Here is a 14072-nt window from a genome sequence, read left to right on the forward strand (position 1 = left end):
ATAATTAGTGAAATCTATTACAGAATATGCTATACTGTAATAGAATATAAAAGGAGGTCTATGATGGTAAACCTAAAAGAACAGGTAGGAATTAAAGCGGCTGAGTTTGTCAAAGACGGCATGATTGTCGGTCTTGGTACAGGGTCAACTGCTTATTATTTTGTGGCTGAATTGGGTCGTCGCATCAAAGAAGAAGGCTTGCAGATCACAGCTGTCACAACGTCGAGTGTGACCTATGATCAGGCTGAAAGTTTAGGCATCCCGCTCAAGGCTATCGACGATGTCGAAGTGGTCGATGTGACAGTGGATGGCGCAGATGAAGTGGATCCTCAATTGAATGGGATCAAAGGTGGCGGTGGTGCTCTCCTCATGGAAAAGATCGTCGCAACCAATTCTAAAGACTGCATTTGGATCGTGGATGAATCTAAACAAGTTGCAACTCTTGGAGCTTTCAAGCTTCCAGTGGAAGTAGTGCAATACGGGGCTGAAAATCTCTTCCGTCACTTTGAGCAAAAAGGTTACCTTCCTGCTTTCCGTCTCGCGGATGATCAACGATTCGTCACTGACCAAGGCAACTTCATCATTGACTTGGACCTCAAGGTGATAGAGGATACAGAAGCTCTGGCAAATGAACTGGATCACACCGTAGGCGTCGTAGAGCACGGTTTATTCTTGAACATGATTTCAAAAGTGATTGTAGGGACACCAGATGGCCCTGTCATCATTGAAAAATAGGTTTCTCTAAAGAGGAGCCGGATCAAACAACGGCTCTCTTCTTATAGGGATATGGTATAATATAGCTAGTTTAATAAAGGAAAGAGGCAGTATATGTCAAAATTTAAACGCATGCACTTAGTTGTGCTGGATTCAGTTGGGATCGGTGCTGCACCAGATGCCAATAACTTTGTCAATGCAGGAGTTCCAGATGGAGCATCTGATACTTTGGGACACATCTCTAAAACCGTCGGCTTGAATGTACCAAACATGGCGAAAATCGGTCTTGGAAATATTCCTCGTGAAGTACCATTGAAGACTGTGCCAGCTGAAAGCAACCCAACTGGCTATGCGACAAAATTGCAAGAAGTCTCTCTTGGGAAAGACACCATGACTGGTCACTGGGAAATCATGGGGCTCAACATTACAGAACCTTTTGATACCTTCTGGAATGGTTTCCCTGAAGAAATCTTGACTAAAATTGAAGAATTCTCAGGACGTAAGGTCATCCGTGAAGCCAACAAGCCTTATTCTGGTACAGCGGTCATCGATGACTTTGGACCACGTCAAATGGAAACTGGTGAATTGATCATTTATACATCAGCAGATCCTGTCCTTCAAATTGCAGCTCACGAAGACATCATTCCTTTGGATGAACTCTACCGTATCTGTGAATACGCTCGTTCCATCACTTTGGAACGTCCAGCTCTTCTTGGTCGAATCATTGCCCGCCCTTATGTTGGAGAACCTGGAAACTTTACACGTACAGCCAACCGTCGTGACTTGGCTGTTTCACCATTTGCGCCAACTGTTTTGGACAAGTTGAACGAAGCGGGTATCGATACTTATGCAGTTGGTAAGATCAACGATATCTTCAACGGAGCTGGTATCAACCACGATATGGGCCACAACAAATCAAATAGCCACGGTATGGATACCTTGATTAAGACCATGGGACTTCCTGAGTTCCAAGAAGGCTTCTCATTTACCAACTTGGTAGACTTTGATGCTCTTTACGGTCACCGTCGCAATGCTCATGGTTATCGCGATTGCTTGCATGAGTTTGACGAACGCTTGCCAGAAATCATCGCTGCGATGCGTGAAGATGACCTCTTGATGATCACGGCAGACCACGGAAATGACCCAACTTACGCTGGTACAGACCATACGCGTGAATACATTCCATTCTTGGCTTATAGCCCATCCTTCAAGGGCAATGGTGTGATTCCAGTTGGACATTTCTCTGATATCTCTGCGACAATTGCAGAGAACTTTGGTGTTGAAAAAGCCATGATCGGTGAAAGCTTCTTAGACAAATTGAACTAAGATGACACGCTTCGCTCTCCTCGTAAGAGGGATCAATGTTGGCGGGAAAAACAAGGTCGTGATGGCAGAGCTTCGAGAGGAGCTCCAAACGATCGAGCTGGATGGGGTAGAGACCTACATCAATAGTGGCAATATCTTCTTTGAATCTGCTGGTTCTAAAGCAGAATTGGTGGATTTGCTGGGACATTTCTTTTGTGATCACTATCCCTTTATCCAGTCTTTTTTTTCGCTCGGTGATGAAATCATCCATCGTGGGAATCTAGGGATTTACTGGGGCAAATACTCAGAAGAGACCTACACAAAGACCGCTTACCACAGACAAGTCCTCAAGATGCCGGATTACCGCCTGTTGACCATTCGCAATGCCAATACATTTGACAAAATTGGCCAATTTTTAAGGAAATCATAAAGGAGATATGCAATGACATTATTAGCAAAAATCAATGAAACAGCTGCTTTTTTGAAAGGCAAAGGAATGGAAGCACCTGAGTTTGGCTTGATCCTTGGATCAGGTCTTGGAGAACTGGCTGAAGAAATCGAAAATGCCGTCGTAGTAGACTACTCTGAAATTCCAAACTGGGGTCGTTCAACGGTTGTCGGCCATGCTGGTAAATTGGTCTACGGTGATCTTGCTGGACGTAAAGTCTTGGCCCTTCAAGGTCGTTTCCACTTCTACGAAGGAAACCCACTAGAAGTGGTGACTTTCCCAGTTCGTGTCATGAAAGTATTGGGCTGTGAAGGGGTTCTTGTCACCAACGCTGCCGGTGGTATTGGCTTTGGTCCTGGTACTTTGATGGCTATCACTGACCACATCAATATGACAGGTCAAAACCCATTGATCGGTGAAAACTTGGATGACTTTGGTCCACGTTTCCCAGATATGTCTAAAGCTTACACACCTGAATACCGTGAGACAGCTCATCAAGTAGCAGACAAATTGGGTATCAAATTGGATGATGGGGTTTATATCGGTGTGACTGGTCCAACTTATGAAACTCCAGCTGAAATCCGTGCGTATAAGACACTTGGCGCAGATGCTGTCGGAATGTCAACCGTTCCTGAAGTCATCATTGCAGCGCATTCTGGCTTGAAGGTTCTTGGTATTTCATGTATTACCAACTTTGCGGCTGGTTTCCAAGAAGAGCTCAACCACGAAGAAGTAGTAGAAGTGACAGAGCGCATCAAAGGCGACTTCAAAGGATTGCTGAAAGCGATTCTTGCTGAACTCTAATCCAATGAAAGTACGACTCCAAAGGCTGCCCTACGGACTGAGGTTGCTTCTAGCCACCTTATCATTAGGGATCGGGACAGGTCTGGTCGGAATTGCCTGCCATTATCTACTAGAAGGGGTGCAAGAGCTGGCTTTTGGCCAAGCTAGTTCCAATTTGCTCCAGCAATTCCAAGAAGCTGGAGGGTTACGTAGATTTCTGGTTTTGTGTGTGACTGGGTGCTTGGCAGCTGGCTTCTGGTATGTCCTGCAAAGGCGTTATCAGATCCTGTCTATTCGCCAGCAAATTGACTTAGCTGGAGACAGGGAACCAGCGCTCTTCGCACACCTCCTTCATTCAGGGATGCAGGTGGCAATTGTTGGAGCAGGCGCATCGGTCGGAAAAGAAGGAGCCCCACGTGAGGTCGGGGCTCTTCTAGCTGGTCGCTTGGCGAAGGGATTCTCACTAGCCCTCAAAGAGCGAAAAGTCTTGATCGCCTGTGGTGCTGGAGCTGGTTTGGCTGCCGTCTATCAGGTTCCCTTTGCCAGTAGCTTGTTCGTCTTTGAGACCTTAGGGCTCGCCTTCAGTTGGCAGAACTTTCTACTGGTTTTGACCAGTACTTATCTGGCAACCTGGGTCGCTCAGTCCATCGTTGGTCAGGAGGCTGTTTATCACCTGTCCGCAGTCTCATGGTCGGCTAGCGGCTTCTTACAGGCTATTGTGATTGCTTTCTTGGTCACTCCCTTGGCTCTGGTCTTTGCTTTCCTCGCCAAGCGGGCTAGTCAAAAACGGCGGAAGGATAGGACGATTCTTTGGGCTCTTCCTCTAGCCTTTCTAGTGCTGGGGAGCCTAGTAGCCTTTTTCCCTATCTTTATGGGAAATGGCCAGGTACTAGCGCAAGCCCTCTTGTCTAGCCAGTCGATTCCTTATCTTCCACTGACTCTTGTAGTGAAGGGGCTTCTGGTTTATCTCCTCTTGCGCAATGGTGCTTATGGGGGAACCTTGACACCATCATTTGCCCTTGGGATTGGCTCTGGCTATCTAGTGACCTTGCTTTTGACAGTCATTGGGATTCATCTGGATCCAGCTATAGGGATGTTACTAGGAGCGACAGTCTTTTTAGGGACGACCCTAGAAGCTCCTTTGACAGCTATTGCCCTGAGCCTTGGATTTACAGGCCAAACTTGGAGTTTGACAATCCCGCTTGCACTTGCGGCTGGTTTGTCTTACGTGATTCAAAAGAAATGGGAGAAGAAATGATGAAGGTACATTTTGTACTGCATGAAACCTTTGAAGTGCCGGGCGCTTATCTAAAATGGGCGCAGGAGCGTGGCCATCAGGTGACCACGACCAAAGTCTATGAGAATGAAACGCTACCAGAGACAGTGGATGAGATCGACTTTTTGATCGTCATGGGGGGACCTCAATCACCGGATGAAAATCGGGAAGCTTTTCCATACTACGATCCTCAGGCAGAGATTGAGCTGATTCAAAAAGCCATCAAGGCTGATCGTTATATTGTTGGGGTCTGTCTTGGTGCCCAGCTACTGTCTGTCGCCTATGGAGCGAAGTATGAGCACAGTCCAGAACGTGAGATTGGGGTTTATCCTGTGACTTTGACGCCTGAAGGACTCACAGATCCGCATGTCGGTGAGTTTGGAGAAACTCTTGAAACTGGTCACTGGCATGGTGATATGCCAGGATTGACAGAAGATGCTGTTGTTCTTGCGATCAGTCAAGGGTGTCCACGTCAGATGATTCGCTTCAGTCCGAAACACTATGCCTTCCAAGCTCACTTGGAATTTGATCCAGAAGCAGTTGATCTCTTGATTGCTGCTGACGGTGAAAGTGTTTTGGAAGAACAAAGTCAAAACCTGACCTTTGTTCAAAAACCTGAAGCCATTCGTGCTTACGATTATCGAGAAATGAATGCCAAACTCTTTTCGTTTTTGGATTCATTAACAAAATAAAAAATGAAAGGAAGGGCAGTTCGGGTTTGAAATTGAACCCGGGCTAGAGGCTGTGTAAAAAAGATAAATCCTCCTAGATGCGATGTATCTTTGTCGGATTTCCTATTTTTACTTTGACTCTTTAACGCCTATTCTAAAAAATAAAAAAGAAAGGTAGAGCATGTGTTCTGATTTGAACACGAGCGGAAAGCTCGGAAAATAGATAATCTGACTGAGAAATCAGGATTTCTCGTCAGATTCCTAATTTTCAGTCGCTTTCTGGTCGCTCTTTGTATCATAAACTATGTCTATCCATATTGCTGCTAAGCAAGGTGAAATTGCTGATAAAATTCTTCTTCCTGGGGATCCTCTTCGTGCGAAATTTATTGCTGAGAATTTCCTTGAAGACGCTGTTTGCTTCAACGAAGTCCGTAACATGTTTGGTTACACAGGTACCTACAAGGGTCACCGTGTATCTGTCATGGGTACTGGAATGGGGATGCCATCCATCTCTATCTATGCGCGTGAGTTGATCGTGGACTACGGTGTGAAGAAATTGATCCGTGTGGGTACAGCTGGTTCTTTGAATGGCGATGTCCACGTCCGTGAATTGGTCTTGGCGCAAGCTGCCGCAACCAACTCAAACATCATCCGTAACGACTGGCCACAATACGATTTCCCACAAATCGCTAGCTTTGATCTTTTAGACAAGGCTTACCACATTGCTAAAGACCTTGGCATGACGACTCATGTCGGCAATGTCTTGTCATCAGATGTCTTCTATTCAAACTATGGTGAAAAGAACATCGAACTTGGTAAGTGGGGTGTGAAAGCTGTAGAAATGGAAGCAGCAGCTCTTTACTATCTTGCTGCTCAACACCATGTTGATGCCCTTGCTATCATGACTATTTCAGACAGTTTGGTCAATCCTGATGAGGACACAACCGCTGAAGAACGTCAAAATACTTTCACAGACATGATGAAAGTTGGTCTTGAGACCTTGATTGCAGACTAATGACAAAATTCTTTCATGATGAATGGCTCTACGATCTCCAAAATTATCACTACAGCCGGGCTCTGCGCTCTATCAAGCAGCAGGAAGAAGTACCGGATTTGTTGGTGAGCTTACTGCAGTTAATGGCGGAGCGTCGAGAGCTTAATATCCAACCCGTCATGAATCAAAAGTTGAGAACCGAGTTGCTAGAAGCGACTGGTTTTCAGCTTTTTTGGCATGAGGATCCAGAAGATGAGCAGTTGGCCAACTACCTTTATGACTTAGAGGCGAAGTTGCGAAATGAGCAGATTATTGACTTTGTTCGTGCCGTTAGCCCAGCCATCTATCGGATCTTTATGCGATTGATTCAGTTGAAAATTCCTGACATAACAAACTATATTCATAACTCCAAAGAATCGAGTTATGACCGTTGGAAGTTTGAGAGCCTTCATGCGTCCGCCAACCCTATCCTGCAGCAATTCCACAGCGAAAGTGTGGTCAATTCGTCCAGTTTGACGGAGTTGATTGTGCAGTTGGACTTGCCAGATAGCGTCAAAGTTGCGGCCCAACAATTGCGGGAGTTAGAAAAATCAGTTCGCAACCCCTTGGCCCACTTGATCAAGCCCTTTGATGAAGAAGAGCTCCATCGGACGACAGGTTTCTCTTCTCAGGATTTTATGAAGAATTTGGTTGACCTTGCAAGCTACACAGGCATCCATTATGATCAAGCTAACTTTTATTTTGATCAGGCCAATGCTGTGATGGAAGAGCTACTAAAGGAGAAGTAGATGGATAAGATTGCTCAACTACAGGAGATGATTGATCAGAGTCAACGGATCGTTTTTTTCGGTGGGGCAGGAGTTTCCACGGAGTCAAATATTCCTGATTTTCGAAGCTCAGACGGTGTCTATAGCGTTCAGGTAGGACGGCATTTGACAGCCGAGCAATTGGTCTCCCATACCATGTTTGCGCGTTATCCAGAGGAATTTTTCGACTTCTATAAGAAATACTTGCTCTATCCAGATGCCAAGCCCAATGCTGCCCATCGCTATCTCGCGTGGCTTGAAGAGACCGGTAAACTCAAGGCGGTGGTGACACAAAATATTGATAGTCTTCATGAAATGGCTGGTTCCAAAAAAGTTTTGAAGCTCCATGGCAGTGCCGACCGCAATTACTGTACGGGTTGCCAGCGATTTTATGATTTGGAGGCCTTTCTAGCTTTGGAAGGCCCGGTTCCACACTGTCTGGACTGTGGCAAGGTGGTTAAGCCTGATGTAACTCTTTATGAGGAACCTCTCGATATGGAGGTCTTTAGTCAAGCTGCCCAAGCCATCCAAGAGGCTGATCTCCTGATTATCGGTGGAACCTCTCTCGTGGTCTACCCAGCAGCTAGCTTGATCCAGTATTTCCAAGGGAAGAAGCTGGTTGTCATCAATAAAACCGGTATCCCACAAGACAGACAAGCAGACCTGGTTATCGAAGGAAAGATTGGCCAAGTATTTTCACAATTAAGACAATAAAAAATATCTGAGTGAACATGGATCACTCAGATATTTTTTTACTTATCAAACTTCACTTCCTCAAGCAAGTACTCGATGAATTTTTCTCCCATTTTTGAGAGGGCTGTTTTTTCATGTTTGATGTAGACCAGCTCGATCGGGTCTTCGATATCAAGGGGAATGGAGACGATGTTATTCCCGTTGAGATTGCTGTTGAGGATCCCGGTCGCAATGGTGTAGCCATCCAGACCAATCAAGAGATTAAAGAGGGTCGCCCGGTCACTGACGACGATGGATTTCTTATGATGCTCTTGAGAGAGGATCTCTTCTGAGAAGTAGAAGGAATTGTGGGTCCCTTGGTCATAGCTAAGGTATGGGAAATCTTCCAGATCAGACAAGTGAACAATCTCCTTCTTGGCAAGAGGATTGGTCTTGCTGACAAAGATATGAGGCTGGGCTGTAAAGAGGTGGGTAGCAACCAGGTGATTATCATCCAACATCTTAGAGAGGACATCTCGGTTGTAGCTATTCAAAAAGAGTACACCAACCTCGCTTCGGAAATTCTTGACGTCATCGATGATCTCCCAAGTCCGCGTCTCCCGTAGGAAAAGCTCGTATTTTTCCATGTCGCTTTTCTTAAGGAGAGAAACGAAGGCCTCAACCACGAAGGCGTAGTGCTGTGAAGAGACACTGAAAAGCTCACGAGAGCCTACAGGATTTTTATAGCGCTCGGACAAGAGGTCAATCTGCTCCACCACCTGGCGGGCATAAGAGAGGAACTCCATCCCATCGCGGGTCAAAGTGATCCCTTTAGGATTCCGTATAAAGATTTCAATTCCCATCTCGTTTTCCAAGTCCTTAACGGCATTGGAAAGGCTAGGTTGCGTGATGAAGAGTTGTTTTGCGGCTTCATTCATAGAGCCAGTTTCGACGATTTTGATAATGTATTGTAATTGTTGTATTCTCATGCTTTTATTTTAACATAAAAAAGCGCGTTTTTCCCGTAAAATGTGGTCTTTCAAGGACTGTATCATAGAATAAGACAGGCTGAGGTAGGTAATAGGAAGTAGGCTAGATCTAATAATTAAAAATAGAAAATTGGAAACAAAATCTCCATCTGGGGACTGATTTTGATGGAAAAATACAGTTTTGTCTTGCTTAAGATAAGATCTGATTGATAGAATGGTAAAAAATTGATTGAGGAGATCTTATGAAAAAACTCGTTTCCTGGTATAAGAAAAAAGATAAGGAGTTGGAAACGCATTTCACAGCCGGTCTGTTACAGATCAATTTTGTGACCAATGCTCTGATTCTATTAGCCTTTTACATCTATTTGGTCATTAGTCAGTCGATCTATGCTCTATCGGATCCATTTATCCAATTTAGTGTTTGGGAGATCATTACCTTTACCATGAAGATCTTGCCCTACGGTCTAACCGTAGCACTCTTTGTTCCCAATATTTTTGTCATTATCTATGGGATTGGGCGGTGGTCCAGCATCCAGTTCAAAGAAGCAGAGGAAGAAGCTCTCGAAGATCCGGATTTGTTTGAAGATAGGGTACCGAAGGAAGGAGAAGGGACAAGAGAAGATGACGCATCTCTTATGAAGGAAAAGCAAGAATCACCTAATCCTAATCCTGTCAAAAAGAAAAAGCAACAGCCTACAATTGTTCTTTGGTTTGGTCTCTTTGGTTGCTTTCTCGAAGCGATTTTCATTTACATCGTCAAGGAGATGACTTTTTACGAATGGAATGAGCCCTTGATCAATTCTCAGAAACATGCCTTGATCTGGTCTGGCGCCTATCCGACCTTCTTTACACTGGCAGCTCTTACTTTACTAGCCTTGATTATCTATTCCTACCGGGATGCGAATTCACTCTCGCCGTTAGCAAATGTCTTCTGCATCAGTGGCATTCTAGGAGGAGTGGTTCTTCTCTTAGTTTTCGATAATCAACTGCAGGTAGCAAGTTTTCACACCTTTTTCTTACTGATCTATTCCATCCATCTTTTATGGGTTCGCATCAGGGAGTGGCAGGAAGATCGAACAGAGATAAGCTATGAGAATCGTCTGCTTCAATGGCTCCATCGGCTCTTAAACAAGTCGCGTAACTGGCCTTGGCTAGCGGTCCTAATCGCTCTTCCAACCCTTGCTCTCGTCGTCCTTATTCTTATGCTCTTTGGGCAGCAACCGGATTCCATGATCAAGGCCTGGACCAATACAGCAGACTGGGCCTTCTCACAAAAGATCCCTCCTCAGAATCTCATCATTGATGAGCACTATCTTTGTACGGTTGCGGCTGGTGGCCATGAAAATGTTGTCAAGCCCCAGCGGATGGGCGTCCGCCACGGTCATCCAGTCGTCGTCAATCGCCAGCTCTGTATTGCCAATGCCTTTGAGCAGGTCTTAGAAGAAAAGACGCCACATTTCCATCGTTTCTTGCGTCGCAATTATGACCGCTATGGCTATCCCTTTGCCAAACATATCAAGAAGAAATGGGCTATGGACCTGATCTATTATCTGATGAAACCGTTGGAATGGCTCTTTTTACTTGTTCTTTATCTAGTTGATCGTAAGCCTGAAAATCGAATTGCCATGCAATACATCAAACCGATCCCAGAAGATTTTGACCCCAAGAAAGCTTCGTAAGCTACCGATTTCTACTTGACAAGCGAGAAGGAGCGCGATATAATGAGACAAATTTAACCTTTAAGAGGTCCAGAGAGGCCTGCAAGGAAAGACGGAATAAAGATCAGCGGACGGAGTCTAGCTGATCATTTGTGGGACCTTGCTTTTGCGAGGTCTTTTTTGCTGAAAGAAAGAAGAGGAAACCAATGGTCAGTGACAGTTGTAAAAAACGCTTTGGCAAAATCATGATGGAGGAGATGGAGCTCGTCGCTCAAGAAGAAATCGCACCCCGCATCTATTCTATGATCTTGAAGGGGGAAATGGTGGCGCAGATGCTGCCAGGTCAATTCCTTCATATCCGCGTCCCTGATGGGGCCAAGCTCCTTCGCCGTCCGATTTCAATTTCTGAGATTGATCCTGAGACACAGACGTGTCGCTTGATCTACCGCATCGAAGGTGGGGGGACAGCTATCTTTTCCCAATTGCCAATCGGTAGCAAACTCAGCGTCATGGGGCCACAGGGAAATGGCTTTGATCTTACCAATCTCGGCCAAGGTCAGAAAGCCTTGATCATCGGTGGCGGTATCGGTGTTCCTCCTTTGGTCCAAGTGGCCAAACAACTCCATGAGCAAGGGGTAGAAGTTGAAGTGGTTGTCGGCTTTGCGACCAAAGAAGCCGTCATTTTGGAAGAAGAGCTTTCTCAGGTTGCTCATGTCACTGTAACGACAGACGATGGGACTTATGGCACTAAAGGCTATGTCTCAACAATTGTTGATTCGATGGACCAGGAGTTTGACGCTATCTATTCTTGTGGAGCACCTGGCATGCTCAAATATGTCAATACCAAATTCCATGACCATCCTCGCGCCTATATTTCTATGGAATCGCGTATGGCTTGTGGGATGGGTGCTTGCTATGCCTGTGTAGTGCATCTGGAAAATGAAAGTCAGGCAGCTAATAAGCGCGTGTGTGAAGACGGACCGGTCTTTGAAACCGGTACGATTGTGATGTAGGAGGACCTTATGACAGCAAATCGACTAGCCGTATCCTTACCTGGTTTAGACTTGAAAAACCCGATTATTCCGGCATCTGGCTGTTTTGGCTTTGGTCAAGAATATGCCAAATACTATGACTTAGACCTGCTTGGATCCATCATGATCAAGGCGACAACTGCTGAGGCTCGCTTCGGAAATCCGACTCCACGAGTTGCTGAGACGCCTGCCGGCATGCTCAATGCTATTGGTCTCCAAAATCCAGGCGTAGACGTGGTCCTAGCAGAGAAACTCCCTTGGTTGGCTCAACATTATCCAGATCTACCGATTATTGCCAATGTAGCTGGCTTCTCCAATGAAGAGTATGCAACGGTATCAGGCAAGATCTCGAAAGCGCCAAATGTCAAAGCAATTGAGCTCAATATCTCTTGTCCAAACGTAGACCATGGGAACAACGGTCTTTTAATCGGGCAAGTTCCTGAATTGGCCTATGCGGCTGTGAAAGCAGCGGTAGAAGCATCCTCCGTCCCTGTCTATGTCAAATTAACACCAAGTGTAGCAGACATCACGCAGGTCGCAAAAGCAGTAGAAGATGCAGGGGCGACCGGCTTAACCATGATCAATACCTTGGTTGGGATGCGCTTTGACCTCAAGACTGGTAAGCCTATCATTGCTAATGGAACCGGAGGCATGTCGGGTCCAGCTGTTTTCCCAGTTGCTTTGAAACTCATCCGCCAGGTTGCCCAATCCACTAAACTTCCAATTATCGGAATGGGAGGTGTGGATTCAGCAGAAGCAACCATTGAAATGATGATTGCAGGAGCCTCTGCGATTGGAGTTGGAACCGCTAATTTCACCGATCCTTATGCTTGTCCAACCATCATCGAAGATCTGCCACAGGTCATGGATCGCTATGGTATTGACACCCTTGAGAACTTCCGAAAACATGTACGGGAAAATCTACTGTAAATCCTTGACTTTTCCCAAATATCGTACTACAATAAATAAAAACCTTTAAAGCAGTCCAGAGAGGCTCCTAAGGTCTAGACGGTGAATCATGGTAGTTGTTCCTACCTAATTTTCGTGTAACCTTGCCTCGTGCAAGGTTTTTTTGTAGACAAAATGATCAATCAAAAAAGGAGTAATCCATGCGTGAAGAACGTCCTATTATCGCCCTTGACTTCCCAGCTTTCGAGGATGTCAAAAACTTTTTAGAGCATTTTCCAGAAGACGAAAAATTATTTGTAAAAATCGGAATGGAATTTTTCTATGCAGTTGGTCCTGAAATTGTACATTACCTCAAAGGGCTTGGACACAGCATTTTCCTTGATTTAAAATTGCATGATATCCCAAATACAGTCAAATCAGCCATGTCCGTACTGGGGACTTTCGGAGTAGATATGGTGACAGTTCACGCAGCTGGTGGTGTAGAGATGATGCGCGAAGCCAAGGCAGCTCTTGGTGAAGGAGCTAAATTGGTAGCCGTGACCCAGTTGACTTCTACCAGTGAAGAAGACATGCGTGATTGCCAAAACATCCAAACAACGGTCCAAGAGTCTGTAGTTAATTATGCTCGCAAGGCCCAAGAAGCAGGCTTGGATGGCGTTGTCTGTTCAGCCCATGAAGTAGCCTTGATCAAGGATGCCACTTCATCAGACTTTGTCTGTGTCACACCAGGGATTCGTCCTGCTGGAGCTGAAATCGGCGACCAAAAACGGGTCATGACCCCACAAGAAGCTCATAAAATTGGATCTGACTATATTGTCGTTGGACGCCCAATCATCCAAGCAGAAAACCCATGGGACGCTTACCATGAAATTAAGAGACAGTGGAATAGTTAAGAACGTCTAAGAAGCTATGCTTCAAGACGTTCTACGGAAAGTCCGATGGGATCTTTCCTAAACTATTCACTAACTTAGTTGAAAAAAAATGATCGTTTCTTTCAACTAAGTGTCGGAAATTAAAAAGTCCGATGGGACCTTCCCTAACGCGTTCACTAACCTGAATTGTTGTTGTTTAAATCAAAAAATGATTTAATTCGTATATGATTAAAATCGTAAAAAGGAGTCGTCATGTCATTAGCTAAAGATATTGCTAGCCATCTTTTGAAAATCGAAGCGGTTTATTTGAAACCAGAAGAACCTTTTACTTGGGCATCTGGGATCAAATCCCCAATTTATACAGATAACCGTGTAACCCTCGCATATCCTGAAACTCGTACCTTGATCGAAAATGGATTTGTAGATAAAATCAAGGAAGCTTTCCCTGAAGTAGAAGTGATTGCAGGAACTGCAACTGCAGGGATTCCTCACGGAGCCATTATTGCGGACAAGATGAACTTGCCATTTGCCTACATTCGTAGCAAACCAAAAGACCACGGTGCTGGAAACCAAATCGAAGGACGTGTACCAAAAGGTCAAAAGATGGTTGTAGTGGAAGATTTGATTTCTACTGGTGGGTCTGTCTTGGATGCTGTCGCAGCTGCCAAGCGTGAAGGAGCGGATGTTCTTGGTGTGGTTGCTATCTTCACCTACCAATTGGAGAAGGCAGATAAGAAATTTGCGGAAGCTGGCGTTCAACTTGAAACTTTGTCTAACTATACAGAATTGATCCACTTGGCGGAAGAACAAGGTTACATCACTTCTGAAGGTTTAGAGTTGTTACACCGTTTCAAGGAAAACCAAGAAACTTGGCAAAATAAATAATACAACTGAAGCGTTTTTAACGCTTCTTTTTTATACTCTTTTCACTAGTTGGTGGTTAA

The 14072-nt window shown here is 45.1% G+C and carries 15 protein-coding genes; 14 read left to right on the forward strand and 1 reads right to left on the reverse strand.

Translation table 11 applies throughout. The features are described from left to right. Positions 1 to 63 precede the first annotated feature (63 nt). The 9 genes from rpiA (at position 64) to ACESR9_RS00175 (ending at position 7711) form a co-directional block, all read left to right on the forward strand. Positions 64 to 735 carry a ribose-5-phosphate isomerase RpiA gene (gene rpiA, locus ACESR9_RS00135; protein ID WP_070589125.1) on the forward strand — a complete coding sequence of 224 codons (672 nt, stop codon included), beginning with the start codon at positions 64 to 66 and terminating at the stop codon, positions 733 to 735. A gap of 93 nt (positions 736 to 828) precedes the next feature. Continuing rightward, positions 829 to 2040, forward strand: a complete 1212-nt coding sequence (locus ACESR9_RS00140; RefSeq protein WP_003003757.1) for a phosphopentomutase — start codon at positions 829 to 831, stop codon at positions 2038 to 2040. Position 2041: 1 nt separating this feature from the next. After that, on the forward strand, positions 2042 to 2449 hold the full coding sequence (locus ACESR9_RS00145; RefSeq protein ID WP_373104832.1) for a DUF1697 domain-containing protein: 408 nt from the start codon (positions 2042 to 2044) through the stop codon (positions 2447 to 2449). 12 nt (positions 2450 to 2461) lie between these two features. After that, on the forward strand, positions 2462 to 3271 hold the full coding sequence (locus tag ACESR9_RS00150; protein ID WP_070589124.1) for a purine-nucleoside phosphorylase: 810 nt from the start codon (positions 2462 to 2464) through the stop codon (positions 3269 to 3271). Between the two features lie 4 nt (positions 3272 to 3275). Beyond that, positions 3276 to 4508, forward strand: a complete 1233-nt coding sequence (locus ACESR9_RS00155) for a chloride channel protein (protein ID WP_373104834.1) — start codon at positions 3276 to 3278, stop codon at positions 4506 to 4508. Further along, complete coding sequence (locus ACESR9_RS00160; RefSeq protein ID WP_045760183.1) at positions 4505 to 5218, forward strand: type 1 glutamine amidotransferase; 714 nt, start codon at positions 4505 to 4507, stop codon at positions 5216 to 5218. Before ACESR9_RS00155 ends, ACESR9_RS00160 begins: the two co-directional genes overlap by 4 nt. Positions 5219 to 5501: 283 nt before the next feature. After that, positions 5502 to 6212 carry a purine-nucleoside phosphorylase gene (gene deoD / locus ACESR9_RS00165; protein WP_040803271.1) on the forward strand — a complete coding sequence of 237 codons (711 nt, stop codon included), beginning with the start codon at positions 5502 to 5504 and terminating at the stop codon, positions 6210 to 6212. Next, on the forward strand, positions 6212 to 6979 hold the full coding sequence (locus ACESR9_RS00170; RefSeq protein ID WP_045759370.1) for a Gbs1250 family HEPN protein: 768 nt from the start codon (positions 6212 to 6214) through the stop codon (positions 6977 to 6979). The genes deoD and ACESR9_RS00170 overlap by 1 nt, the downstream gene beginning before the upstream one ends. Further along, positions 6980 to 7711, forward strand: a complete 732-nt coding sequence (locus tag ACESR9_RS00175; protein WP_045759371.1) for an NAD-dependent protein deacylase — start codon at positions 6980 to 6982, stop codon at positions 7709 to 7711. Between the two features lie 38 nt (positions 7712 to 7749). Here the strand turns inward: ACESR9_RS00175 and ACESR9_RS00180 are convergent, their stop codons facing one another. Continuing rightward, positions 7750 to 8658, reverse strand: a complete 909-nt coding sequence (locus ACESR9_RS00180; RefSeq protein WP_013903495.1) for a LysR family transcriptional regulator — start codon at positions 8656 to 8658, stop codon at positions 7750 to 7752. A gap of 242 nt (positions 8659 to 8900) precedes the next feature. Between ACESR9_RS00180 and ACESR9_RS00185 the strand changes: the two genes are divergently transcribed. From ACESR9_RS00185 to pyrE, 5 genes are all read left to right on the forward strand, one after another. After that, complete coding sequence (locus tag ACESR9_RS00185; RefSeq protein WP_373104838.1) at positions 8901 to 10337, forward strand: DUF6688 domain-containing protein; 1437 nt, start codon at positions 8901 to 8903, stop codon at positions 10335 to 10337. Positions 10338 to 10522: 185 nt separating this feature from the next. After that, complete coding sequence (locus tag ACESR9_RS00190) at positions 10523 to 11329, forward strand: dihydroorotate dehydrogenase electron transfer subunit (RefSeq protein ID WP_049483144.1); 807 nt, start codon at positions 10523 to 10525, stop codon at positions 11327 to 11329. Positions 11330 to 11338: 9 nt separating this feature from the next. Further along, positions 11339 to 12277, forward strand: coding sequence for a dihydroorotate dehydrogenase (locus tag ACESR9_RS00195; protein WP_373104839.1), 939 nt, complete (start codon positions 11339 to 11341; stop codon positions 12275 to 12277). A gap of 179 nt (positions 12278 to 12456) precedes the next feature. Continuing rightward, the gene (pyrF, locus tag ACESR9_RS00200) at positions 12457 to 13149 is read left to right on the forward strand and encodes an orotidine-5'-phosphate decarboxylase (RefSeq protein ID WP_013903499.1); all 693 of its coding nucleotides are present in this window, start codon (positions 12457 to 12459) and stop codon (positions 13147 to 13149) included. A gap of 231 nt (positions 13150 to 13380) precedes the next feature. After that, positions 13381 to 14013, forward strand: a complete 633-nt coding sequence (gene pyrE, locus ACESR9_RS00205; RefSeq protein WP_156672249.1) for an orotate phosphoribosyltransferase — start codon at positions 13381 to 13383, stop codon at positions 14011 to 14013. Positions 14014 to 14072: the final 59 nt, after the last annotated feature.

Origin of the sequence: Streptococcus parasanguinis (assembly GCF_964238605.1) — a bacterium.
Classification (GTDB): domain Bacteria; phylum Bacillota; class Bacilli; order Lactobacillales; family Streptococcaceae; genus Streptococcus; species Streptococcus parasanguinis_AJ.

What these genes read in the sequence shown, in the direction of transcription:
- ACESR9_RS00155 (WP_373104834.1), top strand. Translation starts at nt 3,276, where the DNA reads ATGAAAGTACGACTCCAAAGGCTGCCCTACGGACTGAGGTTGCTTCTA.
- ACESR9_RS00170 (WP_045759370.1), top strand. Translation starts at nt 6,212, where the DNA reads ATGACAAAATTCTTTCATGATGAATGGCTCTACGATCTCCAAAATTAT.
- ACESR9_RS00160 (WP_045760183.1), top strand. Translation starts at nt 4,505, where the DNA reads ATGATGAAGGTACATTTTGTACTGCATGAAACCTTTGAAGTGCCGGGC.
- ACESR9_RS00185 (WP_373104838.1), top strand. Translation starts at nt 8,901, where the DNA reads ATGAAAAAACTCGTTTCCTGGTATAAGAAAAAAGATAAGGAGTTGGAA.
- deoD (WP_040803271.1), top strand. Translation starts at nt 5,502, where the DNA reads ATGTCTATCCATATTGCTGCTAAGCAAGGTGAAATTGCTGATAAAATT.
- pyrE (WP_156672249.1), top strand. Translation starts at nt 13,381, where the DNA reads ATGTCATTAGCTAAAGATATTGCTAGCCATCTTTTGAAAATCGAAGCG.
- ACESR9_RS00190 (WP_049483144.1), top strand. Translation starts at nt 10,523, where the DNA reads ATGGTCAGTGACAGTTGTAAAAAACGCTTTGGCAAAATCATGATGGAG.
- ACESR9_RS00150 (WP_070589124.1), top strand. Translation starts at nt 2,462, where the DNA reads ATGACATTATTAGCAAAAATCAATGAAACAGCTGCTTTTTTGAAAGGC.
- ACESR9_RS00145 (WP_373104832.1), top strand. Translation starts at nt 2,042, where the DNA reads ATGACACGCTTCGCTCTCCTCGTAAGAGGGATCAATGTTGGCGGGAAA.
- rpiA (WP_070589125.1), top strand. Translation starts at nt 64, where the DNA reads ATGGTAAACCTAAAAGAACAGGTAGGAATTAAAGCGGCTGAGTTTGTC.
- ACESR9_RS00175 (WP_045759371.1), top strand. Translation starts at nt 6,980, where the DNA reads ATGGATAAGATTGCTCAACTACAGGAGATGATTGATCAGAGTCAACGG.
- ACESR9_RS00140 (WP_003003757.1), top strand. Translation starts at nt 829, where the DNA reads ATGTCAAAATTTAAACGCATGCACTTAGTTGTGCTGGATTCAGTTGGG.
- pyrF (WP_013903499.1), top strand. Translation starts at nt 12,457, where the DNA reads ATGCGTGAAGAACGTCCTATTATCGCCCTTGACTTCCCAGCTTTCGAG.
- ACESR9_RS00180 (WP_013903495.1), bottom strand. Translation starts at nt 8,658, where the DNA reads ATGAGAATACAACAATTACAATACATTATCAAAATCGTCGAAACTGGC.
- ACESR9_RS00195 (WP_373104839.1), top strand. Translation starts at nt 11,339, where the DNA reads ATGACAGCAAATCGACTAGCCGTATCCTTACCTGGTTTAGACTTGAAA.